This is a genomic window from Marinobacter sp. C2H3, from assembly GCF_037080155.1.
In the GTDB taxonomy this organism is placed as follows: domain Bacteria; phylum Pseudomonadota; class Gammaproteobacteria; order Pseudomonadales; family Oleiphilaceae; genus Marinobacter.
On sequence record NZ_JBBBNZ010000003.1, the window covers coordinates 276,929 to 294,757 of the forward strand.

Annotated in this window: 18 protein-coding genes; 9 read left to right on the forward strand and 9 right to left on the reverse strand. The window is 63.0% G+C overall.

Going from position 1 to position 17,829, the window contains the following annotated elements; translation table 11 throughout:
• Window positions 1-56: 56 nt before the first annotated feature.
• The 5 genes from nfsA to V3388_RS10725 all read left to right on the forward strand — a co-directional run bounded on the left by nfsA (window position 57) and on the right by V3388_RS10725 (window position 5,050).
• On the forward strand, window positions 57-794 hold the full coding sequence (gene nfsA, locus V3388_RS10705) for an oxygen-insensitive NADPH nitroreductase (RefSeq protein WP_336367540.1): 738 nt from the start codon (window positions 57-59) through the stop codon (window positions 792-794).
• Between the two features lie 273 nt (window positions 795-1,067).
• Entirely contained in the window at window positions 1,068-2,234 is a 1,167-nt protein-coding gene (locus tag V3388_RS10710; RefSeq protein WP_336367541.1) for a Re/Si-specific NAD(P)(+) transhydrogenase subunit alpha, read from the forward strand.
• Window positions 2,234-2,521, forward strand: coding sequence for an NAD(P) transhydrogenase subunit alpha (locus V3388_RS10715; protein WP_336367542.1), 288 nt, complete (start codon window positions 2,234-2,236; stop codon window positions 2,519-2,521). The genes V3388_RS10710 and V3388_RS10715 overlap by 1 nt, the downstream gene beginning before the upstream one ends.
• Window positions 2,522-2,523: 2 nt before the next feature.
• Complete coding sequence (locus V3388_RS10720) at window positions 2,524-3,918, forward strand: NAD(P)(+) transhydrogenase (Re/Si-specific) subunit beta (RefSeq protein ID WP_336367543.1); 1,395 nt, start codon at window positions 2,524-2,526, stop codon at window positions 3,916-3,918.
• 157 nt (window positions 3,919-4,075) lie between these two features.
• Window positions 4,076-5,050, forward strand: a complete 975-nt coding sequence (locus V3388_RS10725; protein ID WP_336367544.1) for an MBL fold metallo-hydrolase — start codon at window positions 4,076-4,078, stop codon at window positions 5,048-5,050.
• 29 nt (window positions 5,051-5,079) lie between these two features.
• Here the strand turns inward: V3388_RS10725 and V3388_RS10730 are convergent, their stop codons facing one another.
• Window positions 5,080-5,847 (reverse strand): putative 4-mercaptohistidine N1-methyltransferase, encoded by a 768-nt coding sequence (locus V3388_RS10730; RefSeq protein WP_336367545.1) that lies wholly within the window; start codon window positions 5,845-5,847, stop codon window positions 5,080-5,082.
• Between the two features lie 125 nt (window positions 5,848-5,972).
• Here V3388_RS10730 and V3388_RS10735 point away from each other — a divergent pair, with 125 nt between their 5' ends.
• The 4 genes from V3388_RS10735 to V3388_RS10750 all read left to right on the forward strand — a co-directional run bounded on the left by V3388_RS10735 (window position 5,973) and on the right by V3388_RS10750 (window position 10,227).
• On the forward strand, window positions 5,973-6,959 hold the full coding sequence (locus tag V3388_RS10735) for an LLM class flavin-dependent oxidoreductase (protein WP_336367546.1): 987 nt from the start codon (window positions 5,973-5,975) through the stop codon (window positions 6,957-6,959).
• 218 nt (window positions 6,960-7,177) lie between these two features.
• Window positions 7,178-8,206, forward strand: a complete 1,029-nt coding sequence (locus V3388_RS10740) for a TRAP transporter substrate-binding protein (protein WP_336367547.1) — start codon at window positions 7,178-7,180, stop codon at window positions 8,204-8,206.
• A gap of 109 nt (window positions 8,207-8,315) precedes the next feature.
• Window positions 8,316-8,933, forward strand: coding sequence for a TRAP transporter small permease (locus tag V3388_RS10745; RefSeq protein WP_336367548.1), 618 nt, complete (start codon window positions 8,316-8,318; stop codon window positions 8,931-8,933).
• A 4-nt stretch (window positions 8,934-8,937) separates the two neighbouring features.
• The gene (locus tag V3388_RS10750; RefSeq protein WP_336367549.1) at window positions 8,938-10,227 is read left to right on the forward strand and encodes a TRAP transporter large permease; all 1,290 of its coding nucleotides are present in this window, start codon (window positions 8,938-8,940) and stop codon (window positions 10,225-10,227) included.
• A 94-nt stretch (window positions 10,228-10,321) separates the two neighbouring features.
• On the opposite strand, the gene V3388_RS10755 is transcribed toward V3388_RS10750, so the two are convergent.
• The 8 genes from V3388_RS10755 to V3388_RS10790 form a co-directional block, all read right to left on the reverse strand.
• Window positions 10,322-11,359 carry an extracellular solute-binding protein gene (locus tag V3388_RS10755; RefSeq protein WP_336367550.1) on the reverse strand — a complete coding sequence of 346 codons (1,038 nt, stop codon included), beginning with the start codon at window positions 11,357-11,359 and terminating at the stop codon, window positions 10,322-10,324.
• Window positions 11,356-12,123, reverse strand: a complete 768-nt coding sequence (potC, locus tag V3388_RS10760; protein ID WP_336367551.1) for a spermidine/putrescine ABC transporter permease PotC — start codon at window positions 12,121-12,123, stop codon at window positions 11,356-11,358. The genes V3388_RS10755 and potC overlap by 4 nt, the downstream gene beginning before the upstream one ends.
• Window positions 12,123-12,983, reverse strand: coding sequence for a spermidine/putrescine ABC transporter permease PotB (gene potB / locus V3388_RS10765; protein ID WP_336367552.1), 861 nt, complete (start codon window positions 12,981-12,983; stop codon window positions 12,123-12,125). Before potB ends, potC begins: the two co-directional genes overlap by 1 nt.
• Window positions 12,976-14,097, reverse strand: a complete 1,122-nt coding sequence (gene potA, locus V3388_RS10770) for a spermidine/putrescine ABC transporter ATP-binding protein PotA (protein WP_336367553.1) — start codon at window positions 14,095-14,097, stop codon at window positions 12,976-12,978. The genes potB and potA overlap by 8 nt, the downstream gene beginning before the upstream one ends.
• A gap of 156 nt (window positions 14,098-14,253) precedes the next feature.
• Entirely contained in the window at window positions 14,254-15,324 is a 1,071-nt protein-coding gene (locus tag V3388_RS10775) for a TRAP transporter substrate-binding protein (RefSeq protein ID WP_336367554.1), read from the reverse strand.
• Window positions 15,325-15,405: 81 nt separating this feature from the next.
• A complete protein-coding gene (gene rarD, locus V3388_RS10780; RefSeq protein WP_336367555.1) occupies window positions 15,406-16,335 on the reverse strand; it encodes an EamA family transporter RarD in 930 nt (309 codons plus the stop codon).
• Window positions 16,332-16,757 (reverse strand): hotdog fold thioesterase, encoded by a 426-nt coding sequence (locus V3388_RS10785; protein ID WP_336367556.1) that lies wholly within the window; start codon window positions 16,755-16,757, stop codon window positions 16,332-16,334. Before V3388_RS10785 ends, rarD begins: the two co-directional genes overlap by 4 nt.
• A gap of 147 nt (window positions 16,758-16,904) precedes the next feature.
• Window positions 16,905-17,663 (reverse strand): substrate-binding periplasmic protein, encoded by a 759-nt coding sequence (locus V3388_RS10790; RefSeq protein ID WP_336367557.1) that lies wholly within the window; start codon window positions 17,661-17,663, stop codon window positions 16,905-16,907.
• Between the last annotated feature and the right edge of the window lie 166 nt (window positions 17,664-17,829).

Here is a 17,829-nt window from a genome sequence, read left to right on the forward strand (position 1 = left end):
CCGGCGTTCCGCGCCAGCACGCCACTCATTCATTCCCCTGTAAAGGAAGGAGCATTATGAATCCCACCATCGAACGACTGAAAACCCACCGGTCCATCCGCAAGTTCACCGAGCAGCGCATCCCCCGTGATCTGTTCCGGGCGCTGATCGAGGCCGGCCAGGCCGCCGCCACCTCCAACCACATCCAGGCCTATACCGTGATCCACGTAACCAACCCGGACAACCGCAAGGCGATTGCGGAACTGGCCGGCGGCCAGACCTACGTGGCGGAGTGCTCGGATTTTCTGGTGTTCTGTGCCGATCTGAAGCGGCCGACGGAGGCCGCGGGCCGGGCCGGTGCCGAGGTGATTGAGGGGATGACCGAACAGCTGCTGGTAGCGACGGTGGACACCGCGCTGATGGCCCAGAATGTGGCCGTGGCTGCGGAATCGGAGGGCCTGGGCCTGTGCTACATCGGCGGCATTCGCAACAACCCGGCCGAGGTGTCCCGCCTGCTCAAGCTGCCGGACCACGTGTACCCGGTGTTCGGCATGTGCCTGGGCTATCCGGACCAGAACCCCGAGGTGAAGCCGCGCCTGCCCGTGGAAGCCATTCTCAAGGAAGACTACTACAGCGACAGCGACGACGAGGCTCTGGTGGCCGGCTTTGATGACCGCATGCACACCTACTACCGGGAGCGCACCGGCGGCACCAAGGACACCAACTGGTCCGAGCAGCTCAAGCCCCTGTTCACCAGCAAACTGCGCCCCCACATGCGGGATTTCCTGGTGGGCCGCGGCTTTGAGATGAAGTGAACCCCGGTTTCCTAATTGACCCTTGGCATTGTCAGAATCGATTTTTTCGATAAATACGTATTGCCGAAAGCGGTTCTAATTGCTCGCCATTTCGACTAAAGTACTAGGCCTTTTGTTCAGGGACAGCCCACGAGGTCACGAAATGGCGAGCCAGCTCACAGTTTTTCCCCACGGTTATGCCGCCGGCAATCCCGGCGGCGGCCGTCTGCTCGCCCCATTCCGAGACCCTGATACCCCCGTCCTGGTCATTTACCTTAAAACGGAGCATTTCTCATGATGATTGGCATACCTCGGGAGAGGACGACCGGTGAGAACCGTGTTGCGATCATACCGTCGGGCGTGACCGAACTGCTGGAAGCCGGCTATGAAGTCGTGGTGGAAAGCGGAGCCGGTCTGGCCGCCCATTTCAGCGATGACGAATACCGCCATTGCGGCGCCATCATCGCCGACGACGCCGAGGCCCTGTACCGCCAGGCCCGCGTGATCCTCAAGGTCCGTGCCCCGGACGCGGACGAAGCCCGGCTGATCCAGCCGGAGTCATCCTTGATCTGCATCCTGGACCCCTGGTTCAACAAGCCGCTGATGGAACAACTGGCCGGCCAGTCCGTGGACGTTTACGCCCTGGACCTGGTGCCCCGCACCACCCGCGCCCAGTCCATGGACGTGCTCAGCGCCATGGGCGGCATCAGCGGTTACCGCGCGGTGCTGGCCGGTGCCATGGCCCTGCCCCGCTACTTCCCGATGCTGATGACCGCCGCCGGCACCATCCACCCGGCCCGGGTTCTGGTGATCGGCGCCGGTGTTGCCGGCCTGATGGCCATTGCGACCGCTCGCCGCCTGGGCGCCGTGGTGGAAGCCTACGACCTTCGCCCCGAAGTGGAAGAACAGGTGAAATCCCTGGGCGCCGACTTCATCAAGATTGAAGTGCCCGAGGGCGACACCTCCAACGACGGCGGCTACGCCAAGGCCCAGAGCGAGGAGTTCTACAAGGCCCAGCGTCAGCAGCTGTCCGACTGCGTCGCCCGCGCGGACCTGGTGATCACCACCGCCGCCATCCCCGGCAAGCCGTCTCCGCGCCTGATCGACAAGGACATGCTGCACCGCATGAAGAGCGGTTCGGTGGTGGTCGATCTGGCCGCCGAGCGCGGCGGCAACGTGGAAGGCACGGTGCTGAACAAGAAAGTGGACGTGGACGGCGTTACCCTGGTTGGCCACGTGAACCACCCGGCCCGGGTACCGGTTCACGCATCCCAGCTGCTCAGCCGTAACATCACCGGCTTCCTGTTCAACATGTCCAAGGACGGCGCCCTGGTGCCGGACCTCGAGGACGACATCGTCGCCGCCACCCTGGTGGTGCGTGAGGGCAAGGTCCTGCACGGCCAGGAGCCCAAGGCCAAACCGGCCCCTGAGAAAGCCCAGTCCCAGAAGGAGGACGCGTAATGGAGATGTTCGTTCTGAGCTTCACCATTTTCATTCTCGCCCTGTTCATCGGGGTTGAGCTGATCAACAAGGTGCCGCCCACCCTGCACACCCCGCTGATGAGCGGCACCAACGCCATTTCCGGCATCGTCATCGTCGGCGCCATCATCAGCGCCGGCAGCACCGACCTGTCACCGAGCGTGGCGGGCGTGCTTGGATTCATCGCCGTGACCCTGGCCAGCATCAACATCGTGGCCGGGTTCCTGGTCACGGACCGCATGCTGAACATGTTCAAGCGGAAGGACTAACCATGTTTGCATTGATCAACTTTTCCTACCTGGCCGCTGCCGTTTGCTTCATCCTCGGCATCAAGGGCATGACCAAGCCGAAGACCGCGGTCCGGGGCAACCAGCTGGCCGCCATCGGCATGCTCATCGCGGTTGTGGCTGCCATGCTCGACGGCGAGATCATCAGCTACGTCACCATCATTGCCGGCATGCTGGTGGGTGGTGGCATCGGCGTCTGGCTGGCCAAGCGCACGGCCATGACCCAGATGCCCGAGCTGGTCGCCGCCCTGAACGGCGTCGGTGGCGCCGCCTCCGTGGCCGTTGCCTCCAGCACCTGGCTGCACGCCTTCGACGCGAACATTCTGGGCACCACCGGCTGGTCCGTGGCCATCATGGCGTCCATCGTCATCGGCGCGGTTACCCTGACCGGCTCCCTGGTGGCGGTCCTGAAACTCCGGGGCAGCCTGGGTGAAACCGGTCGCGCCAAGGCCTGGCAAGCGGTCACCCTGATCTGCCTGATTGCCGTCGTGGTCGGCAGCACCCTGTTCATCAACAACGCCAACCCGAACCCGCTGGTGCTTGCGGCCCTGGTGGGCCTGTGCCTGCTGCTGGGCGTTGGCCTGGTGCAGCCGGTCGGCGGTGCCGACATGCCGGTGGTGGTCGCCCTGTTGAACGCCTACTCCGGCCTCGCCGGCGCAGCCACGGGTTTCGTCCTGGATAACCAGGGCCTGATCATCACCGGCTCCCTGGTGGGCGCTTCCGGTCTGATCCTCACCGCCGTCATGTGCAAGGCGATGAACCGCTCCCTCCCCAACGTGCTGTTTGGCGGCGCCTTCGGCCAGACCTCAAGCGGCCCCAAGCAGGACGAGGGCGAGTTCTACGAGGGCAAGGTCAAGTACGCCACCCCGGACGATCTGGCGCTGCTGCTCGACGGCGCCCGCAAGGTGGTGATGGTGCCCGGTTACGGCCTTGCCGTGGCCCAGGCCCAGCACGCGGTCAAGGAGCTGGCCAACCAGCTTGAGAAGCGCGGCGCCACCGTCAGCTACGCCATCCACCCGGTGGCCGGCCGCATGCCCGGGCATATGAACGTGCTGCTGGCGGAAGCCGAGATTCCTTACGACCAGCTCAAGGACATGGACGCCATCAACCCGGAGCTGCCGCAAGCGGACGTGGCCATCGTGCTGGGCGCCAACGACGTGGTGAACCCGGCGGCCGCCGAGGATCCGGGCTCCCCCATTTACGGCATGCCGATTCTCGATGTGCACAAGGCCCGCACCGTGGTGGTGGTCAAGCGCAGCCTGTCCCCGGGCTTTGCTGGCATCCCCAACGGCCTGTTCATCCGGGAGAACAGCCTGATGGTGAAGGGCGACGCCAAAGACGTCCTCCAGGCCACCACCAGCGCCATCAAAGACCTCTAACCGCAGCCCGCTGCCGGTTCCGAGCCCCCGGTACTGCCGGGGGCTTTTTTGTATCTGGGCCCTGGAGGAAACTGATCGACTGGGCGCAATGCTCCGTATGATGGGAACCTAACTGTTTTCTGCCTATATTGGCAGCCACCCACGGAGGACAGGTTTCATGCTTACCATTCGTCGCTCACTGCTCGGCGCCGCTGTCGCCAGCACCGTTTTCCTCGCCGGCCAGGCCGTCGCCGACGCGCCCCTGGCTGAAAAACAGGCGCCCGGTTACTACCGCATGGCGCTGGGCCAGTACGAGATCACCGCACTCTCCGACGGCACAGTCAAACTGCCCGTGGACCAATTGCTGCTGAACACCTCGGTGGACCACATCAAGGAACGCCTGGCGAACCATTATCTTTCCGCACCGCTGGAAACCTCCGTTAACGGGTATCTGATCAACACAGGCAGCAAGCTGATCCTGGTGGACACCGGCGCCGGCAGCCTGTTCGGCCCCACCCTCGGCAAACTGGCGGACAACCTCCGGGCGTCCGGCTACCAGCCGGAGCAGGTGGATGAGATCCTGATCACCCACATGCACCCGGACCACGTGGGCGGCCTGGTGGCCGACGGCAAGATGGTGTTTCCGAACGCCACTGTGCGCGCCGCCAGCGATGACGCCGACTACTGGCTGAACAAGGACAACCTCGAGCAAGCCGCCGAAGGCGACAAGGGCTTCTTCCAGGGGGCCATGGCATCCCTGAATCCATACGTGGACGCTGGCCACTTCAAGGCGTTCAAAGATGGTGCCGAACTGGCGCCGGGCATTTCCGCCGAGGAAACCCACGGCCATACCCCGGGCCACACCGTATACCGGGTGGAAAGTGACGGACAGGTGCTGATGCTCTGGGGCGACCTGATCCACGTCGCCGCCGTGCAGTTCGCCGAGCCGGACGTCGCCATCAAGTTCGATTCCGACCCGAAAACCGCCGTGGTGGTGCGGAACGCGGAGTTCGACCGGGCTGCCGACAAGGGCTACCTGGTGGGCGGCGCCCACCTGTCGTTCCCGGGCGTCGGCCATCTGACCACGGCCGACAAGGGTTACTCGTTCATTCCGGTGAACTACCAGGCCGGTGATCTGGACCTGGCGAAGTAAATCACCGCTCGCCGGCGATGGCTCGGGCCTCAGGCGCCCGGGTCATCGCGTTTTTCCCACACGGTCACTTCCGAGAAACTGTGCTGAAACTTGTTCCGGGTTTCCCGGATCACGAACGGCAAACTCCGGGGCGGCGCCATCAGGCGGAAGTGCGGGGCCAGCATGGCTTTGAGCCCGTCCAGCGTGCTCACGTCCTCGCCATCCTTCCGGTAACCGCCCACCCAGGCCTCCTGAGGCGTGTATTCCTCAAGCCAGGTGTACGGTGAGGCGATCACCAACAGGCCCAGATCCGCAATGCGTTCGTGGACCGTGGTAAGAAACGCCGCCGGATCGTACAGCCGGTCAATCAGGTTGGCGGCCAGGATCAGATCGTAGTCCCGGTAATGAGAATCGAGGGCGCAGGCATCGCCTTGGTGGAACGCCACACGGGACGGCGTGTCCCCGAGCCCCAACGCCGCGAGCGATCGCTCCTGGTAGCTCACCAGCGCGCCCTCCTCCGGCCTGGCGTAACGAACCACCCCATCTCTCGCCATGGCACGGGCCTGCTCGATAAAGGCGATGGAAAAATCCACCCCGTCGACGTGGGCAAACCGGGTGGCCAGTTCAAAGGTGGCCCGGCCGCAGGCGCAGCCCAGGTCCAGGGCGCGGCCGGCGTCGCGGCCGTCGAGGGCGTCCAGGCAAAGCCGGGCCAACTCCATCGGGAAATTCGCTTCGCCGTGCCAAGGTTCGCCAAAATGGAATTCGAGGTACTGTGCCAGGGTGGTGTCGCTTTCGTAGTAGTCGCTTGCGTGAGCCACGGGTGCCTCCTCAATCGGGGTTATCGATGGCGGCCAAGCCGAACCCATCGTTGAAAATGATACGATAGACCGCACTGTTACGGTCAGCCCTGACAATGACCGGCAGTGACGACACGAGGAGCCCCATGAGCCAGACCCTGCCCTATTCCCTGCTGGAACTTGCCTCCGTGCGCGAAGGCGACAGCGTGGCCACCACCCTGTCCAACAGCGTGGCCTACGCCCAACACGCCGAACGCCTGGGATTCAACCGGTTCTGGCTGGCCGAACACCATAACATGGAGGGCATCTCCAGCTCCGCCACCTCGGTGTTGATCGGCCACATTGCCGGCCAGACCGGGCGCATCCGGGTCGGCTCCGGCGGCGTAATGCTGCCCAACCACCCGCCCCTGGTGATTGCCGAACAGTTTGGCACGCTTGCCTCCCTGTATCCGGACCGGATCGACCTGGGCCTGGGGCGCGCACCGGGCACGGACCCGGTCACCGCCCGGGCGCTGCGTCGGGACGGGCTGGGCGCCGAACAGTTCCCGGAAGATGTCGCGCAGTTGCAGCACCTGCTCGGCCCGCTGCAACCCCGCCAGCCGGTCAAAGCCATACCCGGCGCCGGCACCCGGGTGCCCATCTGGCTGCTCGGCTCCAGCCTTTACAGCGCCCAGCTCGCGGCCCAGCGGGGCCTGCCCTACGCCTTCGCCGGCCACTTTGCGCCCCGCCTCTACCGGGAAGCCCTGACCCTGTACCGGCGCTATTTCCAGCCCTCAGAGCAGCTCGACCGGCCCTACAGCATGCTGGCGCTGCCCGCCGTGGCCGCGGACAGCCTTGATGAAGCCCGCTACCTGGCCACCACCAGCTACCAGCGCATCCTGGCCCTGTTCCGGGGCCAGCCGCTGTGGATGAAACCGCCGGTTGAATCCATGGACGGGCTGTGGAACGCGGGCGAGGCCGCCGGCGTAAAAGATTTCCTGGCGCTGCAGGTTCAGGGCAACGCCGCGGATATCCGCCAGCAGCTGGCCCGGACCCTGGCCTCCGTTGAGGTGGATGAACTCATGTTTACCGTGGACATCCACGATCCGGCGGCCCGCCGGCACGCCCTCGATATTCTTGCCGAAACCCGCTGAACTCGGTCGCCCTAACCCCCTTTGATGCTTTTAAAATACCGCTAAAAAGACCTGCATCAGGGGCCGAATCAGCCGTAAATTCAGAGACTTGCTATTTGCCGCCAGGTTCGTTACCGAGGCCACTTATTTCCGCCGATTTCTTGCGTAATCCACCGTGTTTTGCCAGTCTTTATAAATGTAACAACGGTTTAATGAAAAAAACGAGCGGAGACAACCCGATGAGCAGCATGAGCAAATTCAGGAAACTGGCCGGGATTTCAGCGTTGGCCCTGGCCGGTCTGACCGCCGCCAGTGTCGTCAATGCCGACACCTGGCGCTATGCGCACGAGGAGTACGAAGGCGACGTGCAGGATGTATTCGCCTACAAATTCAAGGAATACATTGAGGACCATTCCGACCACGAACTGAAGATTTACCGGTTTGGTGAACTGGGCGAATCCAGCGACATCATGGAACAGACCCAGGCAGGCATCCTGCAATTCGTGAACCAGTCCCCGGGCTTTACCGGCGCGCTGATTCCGGAAGCCCAGATCTTCTTCATCCCCTACCTGATGCCCACGGACATGGATACGGTGGTGGAGTTCTTCCGCAAAAGCGAAGCCATCAACAAAATGTTCCCGAAGCTGTACGCCGACCACGGCCTGAAGCTTCTGAAGATGTACCCGGAAGGGGAGATGGTGGTCACCGCGGACTCGCCAATCACCAAGCCGGCGGATTTCGACGGCAAGAAAATCCGGGTCATGACCAACCCGCTGCTGTCCGCCACCTACGAAGCCTTCGGCGCCACCCCGACCCCGCTGCCCTGGGGCGAAGTGTACGGTGCGCTGCAGACCAACATGATCCAGGGCCAGGAAAACCCGATCTTCTGGATCCAGTCCGGCGGCCTGTATGAGGTATCCCCGAACCTGACCTTCACCCACCATGGCTGGTTCACCACCGCCATGATGGCCAACCAGGACTTCTACCAGGGGCTGTCCGACAAGGACAAGAAACTGGTCCAGGACGCCAGCGACTACGCCTTCGACAAGATCGTCAAGCACATCGACGGCCTGGCTGATAAGGCCCTGGCGAAAATCGAGAAGGCCAGCGATAAGGTCACGGTGACCGACCTGAACGAAGAGCAGATGGGGGCCTTCAAGGCCAAGGCACCGCAGGTGGAGAAGAAGTTCATCGAGATGACCGGCGACAGCGGTAAGAAACTGCTGGACCAGTTCAAGGAAGACCTGAAAAACGTTCAGTCTGACTGAGCGACACACCGAACCAGGCTCCCTACGGGGAGCCTTTTAGACTGAGTGAAAGAACCCCGCGCCCGCCCCGTCGTCTTCCGTGCGGGCGCGTCATCGGAGCTGAAATCCCATGTCCGAGAAGTCTCCGGAAGTTGAAGACGATACCGGCACCTACGAGTCCGGCCTGCCCGGATTCCTGGGCGTGATTGACGTCTTCATCAGCAAGGTCGAAGCCGTCCTGCTGGCCCTGGGCGTGATCCTCATGGCGCTGAACACCTGCGTCAACGTGATTGCCCGTTTCGTGTTTCAGGAAGGGCTGTTTTTCTCTGGTGAGATCAACCGCATCCTGATCATACTGGTGACCTTTGCCGGCATCGGTTATGCCGCCCGCCACGGTCGCCACATCCGCATGTCCGCGTTCTACGACGCCCTGCCGGACAAAGGCCGCAAAGGGCTGATGATCGTGATCGCCCTGGTCACCTCGGTCATCATGTTCGCGCTCTGCTACTACTCCTACGGCTACATCGAAACCCTGTACAGTCGGGGCCGCATCCTGCCCGCGCTCGGGTTCCCGATCTGGTGGATCTACATCTGGGCCCCGCTGGGTTTTGCCATCACCGGCATTCAGTACCTGCTGACGGCGGTGAAAAACATCACCAGCGATGAGGTCTACCTGTCGACCGCCGTTACCGACGGCTACGACGACCACGATCCCGACGACAACGCCGACCGCCAGGATAAGGGGTAAACACATGGCAACAATAATGATGATCGTCATGGTCGGGTTGCTGCTGCTGGGCTTCCCGATGATGGTTCCGCTGATCGTGGGCGCCGTGATCGGCTTCGTGATGACGTTTGACGGCTTCGGCCAGATGCAGACCTTCGTACAGCAGATGATGGGGGGTATCCGGCCCGCCTCGCTGATTGCCGTTCCCATGTTCATCCTGGCGGCGGACATCATGACCCGCGGCCAGTCCGCCAACCGCCTGATCGACATGGTCATGGCCTTTATCGGCCACATCAAGGGCGGCCTGGCGGTCAGTACCGCCGCCTCCTGCACCCTGTTTGGCGCCGTCTCCGGCTCGACTCAGGCCACCGTGGTGGCGGTGGGTTCGCCCCTGCGGCCGAAAATGCTCAAGGCCGGCTACAAGGACCCGTTCATCCTGGCCCTGATCATCAACTCCAGCGACATCGCGTTCCTGATTCCGCCAAGCATCGGCATGATCATTTACGGCGTGGTGTCCGAAACCTCCATCGCCGAGCTGTTCATTGCCGGCATCGGGCCGGGGCTGCTGATCCTGCTCATGTTCTCCATCTACTGCCTGATCTACGCTCACATCAACAAGGTGCCCACCGAGCCCAAGTCCACCTGGGGTGAGCGATTCAGCGCCGTGCGAAGCGCGCTCTGGCCCCTGTTTTTCCCGGTGATCATCGTCGGTGGCATCTATGGCGGCATCTTCAGCCCCACGGAGGCGGCGGCAGTCTGTGTGCTCTACGCGTTCCTGCTGGAGTTCGGGGTGTTCCGGTCCCTGCGCATGAGCGATGTTTGGAAGATCGCCAAGTCCACCGGCCTGATCACCGCCGTGGTGTTCATCCTGGTGGGCGTAGGCAACGGCTTTTCCTGGATCATCTCCTTCGCCCAGATTCCCCAGACCATCCTGGAGTCAGTGGGCATTGATCAGATGGGGCCGATCGGCGTGCTGGTGACGATCTCCATCGCGTTCTTCATCGCCTGCATGTTCGTGGACCCGATCGTGGTGATCCTGGTACTGACGCCGATTTTCGCGCCGGCGGTCAAAGCCACCGGGCTTGATCCAGTGCTGGTGGGGGTTCTGATTACCCTGCAGGTGGCCATCGGCTCGGCGACGCCGCCGTTTGGCTGCGACATCTTCACCGCCATCGCCATCTTCAAGCGGCCCTACCTGGAGGTGATTCGTGGGACACCGCCGTTCATTGTGATGCTGATTGGCGCCGCCGCGCTGATCATCACCTTTCCGGACATCGCGCTGTTTCTGCGGGACATCGCCTTCGCCGATAAATAGCGAGAGAAAACCCCACAAAAAAACGGAGGCCTCGGCCTCCGTTTTTTTGTGCCCAACGATCCAGGCCTAAGGCCCGGGGTGGCCAATCCGGGGATCACTCACCGGACTTGAGCTTTTCCCAGTACTTGGCGTATACCTGGAGCGCGTCGTCGCCGATGTCCAGCTGGAACTCCGCGTTCTTCATATCTTCCTCGTTCGGGTAGCTGGCCCGGTTGTTGGCCACCGCCGGGTCCAGCAGATCCCGGGCTTTCAGGTTCGGCGTCGCGTAGCCGATGTCCTCGCTGATCAGCGCGGAAATCTCCGGGCGCAGCACAAAGCTGATGAACTTGTAGGCCGCTTCCGGGTTACGGGCGTTCTTGGGAATCACGAAGCTGTCCAGCCAGGCGATGATGCCCTCCTTCGGGTACACGTACTGCAGGGACGGCATGGTGTCCTGGGCCATCACGGCCTCGCCGTTCCAGATCATGCCCACGTCGGTTTCCCCCTCCAGATAGGGGACCCGGGGCGCATCGGAATTGAAGGTGCGCACCGATGGCATCAGCGCTTTGAGCTTTTCATAGGCGGCTTCGATTTCGTCAGGGTTGGTGCTGTTGCCGGAGTAGCCCAGCACCCGCAGGCCCACGTGGAAGACTTCCCGCATGTCGTTGGTGAGCATCACCTTGCCCTTGAACTCCGGATTCCACAGGTCCGCCCAGGCGGTCACCGGCTGGTCGATGTCGGCGGTATCCACCGCCAGGCCGGTGGTGCCCCACAGGTACGGCACGCTGTACTGGTTGTCCGGGTCCACGTCCAGGTTGGTCAGCTCCGGGTCCAGGTTGTCGAAGCCCTCAATCTTGCTGCGATCCAGCTTCATCAGCAGGCCTTCCTTGCGCATCTTGCTCACGTAATACGTGGACGGCACGGCCAGGTCGTAGGCGGCGCTGTCGTCCAGCAGCTTGAGCTTGGCGTACATGGCCTCGTTGCTGTCATAGGTGGTGTAGACCACCTGGATGCCGGTTTCTTTCTCAAAGCGATCCAGCACTTCCTGGGGCATGTATTCGGACCAGTTGTACAGGTTCAGCACCTTCGGCTCATCGGAACTGCAGCCCGCGAGCCCCGCCAGCAGCAGGCCGGCCAGCACGAGTTTTTTCATGATTTGCTCCTCGTAGTTATCCATTGCGACAGCGATAGCATGACCAGAGAGAACACCAGCAGCAGGGTGCCCAGGGCGTTCACCTCCGGTTTCAGACCCACCCGCACCATGGAATAGATGCGCAGCGGCAGGATTTCATAGGTGGGGCCACTGACGAACGTGCTCACCACTACGTCGTCCAGGGACAGGGTAAACCCCAGCAGCCAGCCCGCCAGCAACGCTGGCATGATCACCGGGATCAGCACCGTCCGGGTCATGGTGAAATCACTGGCCCCAAGGTCCCGGGCGGCTTCCGGCAGGCGGTCGTCAAACCCGCTCAGCCGGGCCATTACGGTAATCACCACGAACGGCAGGCAGAAGGTCACGTGGGCCAGCAGCAGGGAGACGTAACCCAGCTGAAGGCCGACCAGCAGGAACAGCGCCAGCAGCGAGATGGCCAGGACAATCTCCGGGGACATCATCACCACAAACAGCATGCCGTTGAGCAGCCGCTTGCCCCGGAACCGATAGCGATGCAGGGCCAGGGCGGTGAGTGCGCCGATCAGGGTTGACACGGTGGCGGCGGAGAGCGCCAGCCACAGGGAGTTCCACATGGCCTCCACCATGGCGTTGTTCCGGAACAGTGATTCGTACCAGCGCAGGCTGAGGCCACCCCAGGTGTAACCGCTTTTTGAATCGTTGAACGAGAACACCACCAGCACCGCAATGGGCACGTACAGCAGCAGGTAGATGAGGCCCAGCCAGGCCCGGGGCAACCAACGCATCAGGGCGAGTCCTCCTCACCAATGTGGCGCTTGCTGAGGCGGTGCGCCAGCATCAACACCGCCATGGTCAGGGTCAGCACAATGCTGGCCGCGGCGCCGAAGGGCCAGTTGCGGGCGTCCAGGAACTGGTTCTTGATCACGTTGCCCACGAGCAGGTTGCGGGAGCCGCCGAGGATGTCCGGCACAAAGAACAGGCCCATGGCCGGCAGCAGCACCAGCATGACGCCCGCCAGCACCCCGGGCAGGGTCAGCGGCACCACCACGTGCACAAAGGTGGGCAGGCGCCCGGCACCGAGATCGTGGGAGGCCATCAGGAGTTCACCCCGAAGGTCCTCGAACACCGAGTACAGGGGCAAAATCATGAATGGCAGCAGCAGGTAGACCAGGCCGACGATGACGGCACCCTCGGTGTACAGCATGCGCAGGGGCTCGTCGATCCAGCCGAGGCCCAGCAGCGCGGAATTGATCAGTCCGTTGGTGGCCAGCAGCAGTTTGAGGGCATAGGTGCGCACCAGCGAATTGGTCCAGAACGGGACGATCAACAGGAAGATCAGCAACATCTGCCGCTGTTTGCGCACCCGGGACAGGGCCCAGGCGAACGGGTAGCCGATCAGCAGGCAGATCACCGTGGTGGTAGCGGCCATCGTCAGGGAGTGCAGGAACACATCCAGGTAGAGCGGATCGAACAGCTGGCGATAGGCGTCCAGGTTCAGGGGCAGGGACAGGAAATTGGCCGGGTCCCGGGTCAGGGTGCTCGCGCCCACCACCAGCAGGTTGGGGGCCAGCACCAAAAACAGCAGCCAGCCCCACACCAGCGTCAGGACGGCCGCGCGGAACGGCTGCTGACGCAGGCTAGACATCGGCGCTGTCGTCCCCGGCGGGCATCGCCGCCTCTTCCGGCAGCAGCCACTCCCAGCCGTCCACCCAGCTCACCCGCACCGGCTCGCCCAGGCGATAGTCGAAGGCGGGATCGTCCTCGTCAAAAAACTCGCTGGCCAGAACCTCGGTGCCGTCGTCCAGGTGAATCACCGAATCCAGGGTGCTGCCCTTGTAGTTGCGCTCCACAATGCGGCCGGGCACGCCGTGGGTCTCGTCCGATGGCTCCAGCACCCGGATGTCCTCCGGGCGCAGCAGCACATGCACCGGCTGCCCCGGAGCCACCGGAAACGACGGCTTGCGCAAACGCCGGTTCAGGCCAAACACATCCACCTCAATGTCCTCACCGTTCACCGTCGTCACGGTGCCCGGGAAGAAATTGGTCTCGCCTACAAAGCGGGCGGTAAACAGATTGGCCGGGCGCTCATAGACTTCCCGGGGCGTGCCCAGCTGCTGGATGCGGCCGTCCTTGAGCACCACCACCCGGTCAGACATCGACAGCGCCTCTTCCTGATCGTGGGTGACAAACACAAAGGTGATGCCCAGCTCCCGCTGCAGGCGCTTCAATTCCACTTGCATGGTCCGGCGCAGCTTGAAGTCCAGGGCGGACAGGGGCTCATCCAGCAGCAGCAGACGCGGCCGTTTCACCACCGCCCGGGCAATGGCCACCCGCTGCTGCTGTCCGCCGGAGAGCTGCTGGGGCTTGCGGCGGCCGAACTCCTCCAACTGCACCATGGCCAGGGCCTCGTTCACCCGCTCGCGGATCTCCGCCGCCGGGCGCTTTTCCATCTTCAGGCCGTAGGCGACGTTATCGAACACCGTCATGTGGGGAAACAGCGCGTAGTGCTGGAACACCGTGTTCAGGGGGCGGTGTTCGGGAGGCGTGTGGGTCAGGTCCTCGCCCGCCAGGGTGATGCGGCCGTCGTCCGGGTGCTCAAAGCCGGCCATCAGCCGCAGCAGGGTGGTCTTGCCACAGCCGGACGGCCCCAGCAGGGTAATGAACTCGCCGTCGAAGATGTCCAGGTCCAGGGCATCCAGCACGGTCTTGCCATCGAATTGCTTGGTGAGATTGCTCAGTGAAAGCAGTGTCTGTGTCATTGGCCCTGCCCGCTGCCCGCCGCGCTGCATGAAGAGCGGCCTATTTTTCCAGAAAGCGTTACAAACAAAAAGCGTTACAAACACAAAGGGGCGCGGCTCTGTCGATGCCGCACCCCTTTGTAGGCTGGACTCAATACGTCCGACGGTCGCTATGGATCAGTCCGTGGACACACTGTTCAGGTAAGCCTTGTCGGAAATGTCGATCCACTTGCGCACCACCTTCTGGTAGTTACGCTGGGACTCGATGATTTCCTTGGCCAGCGGGTCCTTCGCCTTTTCCTCGTCCAGCAGCTTCTCCGTGGTGTCACGCAGGGCGTTGATGACCTGCGGCGGGAACACCTTGTGGGTCACGTTGGGGTATTTTTCCTTCATTTCGTCCCAGGCGACGGCGTTCTTGTGTACGCTCTCGATGTACATGTCATAGGCGGCGGTGCGCATGGCCACCCGCAGGATTTCCTGGAGGTCCGCCGGCAGCTTGTCCCAGGTTTTATCGTTGATCAGGAACTGCACCTCGGCGCCGGGCTCCTGCCAGCCGGAGTAGTAGTACTTGGCCACCTGCTGGAAGCCCAGGGGGAAGTCCAGGGCCGGGCCGACCCACTCGACCGCATCGATGGTGCCGCGCTCCATGGCGCCGTAAAGTTCACCCGGCGGCAGGTTGACCACGGCCGCGCCCAGGGCGGACATGACCTCACCGGCAAAGCCCGGGGTCCGGATCTTCAGGCCCTTGAGGTCGTCAACGGAGTTGATTTCCTTGTTGTACCATCCACCCATCTGGTTGCCGGTGTTGCCCCCCGGGAACGACAGCACGCCGTAGGGCTTGTAGACCTTTTCCATGAGCTCCATGCCACCGCCGTAGTAGAACCACGCGTACATTTCCGGGGCGATCAGGCCGAACGGAATGGTGGTGAAGTACATGGCGTTGGGGATGCTGCCCTTGTAATAGTAAGAGGCGGTGTGGCCCATGTCGTACTGGCCGCTGCGCACCAGGTCAAAAATGCCGAACGGCGCCTTGTGCTTGTTGGCGGGATCAATGCGGATCTGCAGCCGGCCGTTGGACATCTTTTCCGCCATCTCGGCGAAATGCTTGGTGGTCTCGGAGAGAATCACCATGTTCGGGCCCCAGGTCTGGGCCAGGCTCAGGTTGTAGGTCTCCTGGGCCGTCGAGACGCCGCTGAACGCGGACGTTGCCAGGGCAACCGCGGCAAGAAAGGTCTTTCTCAGGTTCATGCTGTTGGCTTCCGTTGTTGTTGGACGGTTATGACGGGGAGCAGGCCCCGGATTCTTGTTGTCGGTTCTGATGATAGCTGGCTAACGGCCAGACGCCAATGACGACGCACCGCGCCGGGACCGTCCCCGCCAGGCGGACACCGAATAGAGCGCCAGGGCGCACCAGATCATCGCGAAGCTGATCAGCTTCTCCGGGCTCAGGGGCTCATGGAAGACCTGCCAGGCGATCAGGAACTGCAGGGTCGGGTTGATGTACATCAGGAAGCCGACCGTGGCCAGCCGCAGGCGCCGGGCGGCCCCGGCAAACGCCAGCAGGGGCACCGCCGTGACCACGCCAGACGACACAAGCAGGAGCAGATCCGGCGCGCTGTCGGAAAAATGCGACTGGCCCCGGCTCGCCAGCCAGGCCCAGGCCAGCAGCGCCATCGGCGCCAGCAGCAGGGTTTCCACAAACAGGCCGGACAGGCCGTCCAGGGCGACTTTTTTGCGGAACAGGCCATAGCTGCCAAAGCTGAAGGCCAGGGTCAGGGTAATCCAGGGCACCACCCCCAGAAGGGCGAGCTGGTAGACGATGGCCAGGCCCGCCAGAGCCACCGCCACCGCCTGCAGCCGGGTGATGGTCTCCCTCAGGATCACCATCCCCATGGCGACGTTCACCAGGGGCGTCAGAAAGTAACCGAGGCTGGCCTGCAGCACCTGGCGGGTTTCTACCGCGTAGATGTACACCCCCCAGTTCAGGGCAATGAAGACCGCGCAGCCGAGCACAAACCCGAGCCGGCGCGGCTCGCCCAGGGCCGCGCGCACCGGGGCCCAGCGTTTCATCAGGGTAATCAGTCCGGCCAGGAACACGCAGGACCAGATCACCCGGTGGATCAGCACCTCGAACGCGGGAATCCCCTCGAACAGGGCAAAATACAGCGGGAAACAGCCCCAGAGGGTGTAGGCGCCGAGGCCAAACAGCACGCCCCGCGTCGCGTCGCTGCGGACGCCGGCTTGCGGTGCGTCGCTCACGGCCGGCGGGTAACGGCCATGGTCAGCCGGGACATGCAGGTGAGCTTGCCCTGATCGTTCTCCAGGCGGATCTCCCAGACCTGGGTGGTGCTGCCGATGTGCAGCGCCCGGGCGGTGCCGTAGACCCACCCCTTGCTGACCGGGCGGATGTGGTTGGCGTTGATGTCCAGGCCCACCGCCACGGTATCCGGATCCTTCAGGCAGCAGTTGGCTGCCATGCTGCCCAGGGTTTCCGCCAGCAGAACCGAGGCGCCCCCGTGCAGGATGCCAAAGGGCTGGACCGTGCGCTCGTCTACCGGCATGCGGCCGCGCACGTAATCGTCCCCGATCTCCAGGTATTCGATGCCCATGTGGCCCACGGCCGTCTTGCGGCTGTTCTCGGTCATCTGCTCGAGGTTGGGTGTTCTGGTCCAGATTGCCATGGCTGAGTCGGTCCCCCGGTCGGTCATTCGGTGTTGGGTTTGGGTGTCGCTTTGGGATCAAAAGATCAGGGATAACCGCCCGAGTCTATCCGGTTAGCTTGCTTAACACCAAAGGGTATTTGGTCGTAGACGGGGACCGCTCTGACGTCAGTCTTTAAACGGTTCGAGGTACTTGAGAATCAACGATTCGCGGGTGCCGTTCATCTCCAGCAGCTTCAGCGCCGCGCGGATGTCGTCGACATAGGCAACGGCCGGGGAGCCCTTGGCAACGGCAATCCATGACGCCTCACCGGGAAAGAAAAACGGCGAAACGTGGACATCCAGCCCGAGATTCTGGACCGTGTAGCGCCCCACCAGTTCCGGGGCGATCACCACGTCCACCCGCTGTTTCTCCATCATCAGCATCAGGTTGCGATAGCGCGCCGCAGACTCCTTGACCAGCTCGCCATCCTGATCGAAGCGGTGGAAATAGTGGGCGCCATCGAGCACGCCAATACGCTTGCCGTAAAGATCCGAGTAGCGGGTAATGCGGTTCCTGTCGTCCAGGTAGAAGAACAGCCGGCGCTCTGGCGGAAAGGCCGGCGCCACGAACACCAGCTTCTGCTCCCGGTCCGGCGTGCGCAGGGGGCCCAGCATCACGTCCACCTCGCCCTGCTCCGCCATCCGAAGCACCCGGCGAAACGGCGCCTCCCGGTAGCGTAACTGCCAGCCCAGGCGATCGGCGATTTCCTGGAAAATGTCCAGGTACAGGCCGCTCTTTCGGTTCGGCCCGATGATCCGGTACGGCGGCGCGTTGTCCACGCCGACCGTCAACGTCAGCGTCGGGGCGCTGGGGGCATCAACGGCATCGGCGCCGGCGGCCAGGGGCAGGCTCAGGGCGAGCAGCAGGGTCAGCCAGCGGGCCATAACGTCCGTATCCTCAATGGTCCTGAATGTACACTGACCACAGTATAGCCAGTCTGTGACGGTTGATGGGGCGGTCCGCTCCGGTCGAATGGTCGTATTGCCGGTTGAATTCGACGTTTTCGGCGCCACGTCTTGTGGTGAGTCAACGCACAAGCGACACCGACTA

Coding starts and splice junctions, on each gene's coding strand:
- nfsA (WP_336367540.1), top strand. CDS start 57: ATGAATCCCACCATCGAACGACTGAAAACCCACCGGTCCATCCGCAAG.
- V3388_RS10710 (WP_336367541.1), top strand. CDS start 1,068: ATGATGATTGGCATACCTCGGGAGAGGACGACCGGTGAGAACCGTGTT.
- V3388_RS10715 (WP_336367542.1), top strand. CDS start 2,234: ATGGAGATGTTCGTTCTGAGCTTCACCATTTTCATTCTCGCCCTGTTC.
- V3388_RS10720 (WP_336367543.1), top strand. CDS start 2,524: ATGTTTGCATTGATCAACTTTTCCTACCTGGCCGCTGCCGTTTGCTTC.
- V3388_RS10725 (WP_336367544.1), top strand. CDS start 4,076: ATGCTTACCATTCGTCGCTCACTGCTCGGCGCCGCTGTCGCCAGCACC.
- V3388_RS10735 (WP_336367546.1), top strand. CDS start 5,973: ATGAGCCAGACCCTGCCCTATTCCCTGCTGGAACTTGCCTCCGTGCGC.
- V3388_RS10740 (WP_336367547.1), top strand. CDS start 7,178: ATGAGCAGCATGAGCAAATTCAGGAAACTGGCCGGGATTTCAGCGTTG.
- V3388_RS10745 (WP_336367548.1), top strand. CDS start 8,316: ATGTCCGAGAAGTCTCCGGAAGTTGAAGACGATACCGGCACCTACGAG.
- V3388_RS10750 (WP_336367549.1), top strand. CDS start 8,938: ATGGCAACAATAATGATGATCGTCATGGTCGGGTTGCTGCTGCTGGGC.
- V3388_RS10755 (WP_336367550.1), bottom strand. CDS start 11,359: ATGAAAAAACTCGTGCTGGCCGGCCTGCTGCTGGCGGGGCTCGCGGGC.
- potC (WP_336367551.1), bottom strand. CDS start 12,123: ATGCGTTGGTTGCCCCGGGCCTGGCTGGGCCTCATCTACCTGCTGCTG.
- potB (WP_336367552.1), bottom strand. CDS start 12,983: ATGTCTAGCCTGCGTCAGCAGCCGTTCCGCGCGGCCGTCCTGACGCTG.
- potA (WP_336367553.1), bottom strand. CDS start 14,097: ATGACACAGACACTGCTTTCACTGAGCAATCTCACCAAGCAATTCGAT.
- V3388_RS10775 (WP_336367554.1), bottom strand. CDS start 15,324: ATGAACCTGAGAAAGACCTTTCTTGCCGCGGTTGCCCTGGCAACGTCC.
- V3388_RS10785 (WP_336367556.1), bottom strand. CDS start 16,757: ATGGCAATCTGGACCAGAACACCCAACCTCGAGCAGATGACCGAGAAC.
- V3388_RS10790 (WP_336367557.1), bottom strand. CDS start 17,663: ATGGCCCGCTGGCTGACCCTGCTGCTCGCCCTGAGCCTGCCCCTGGCC.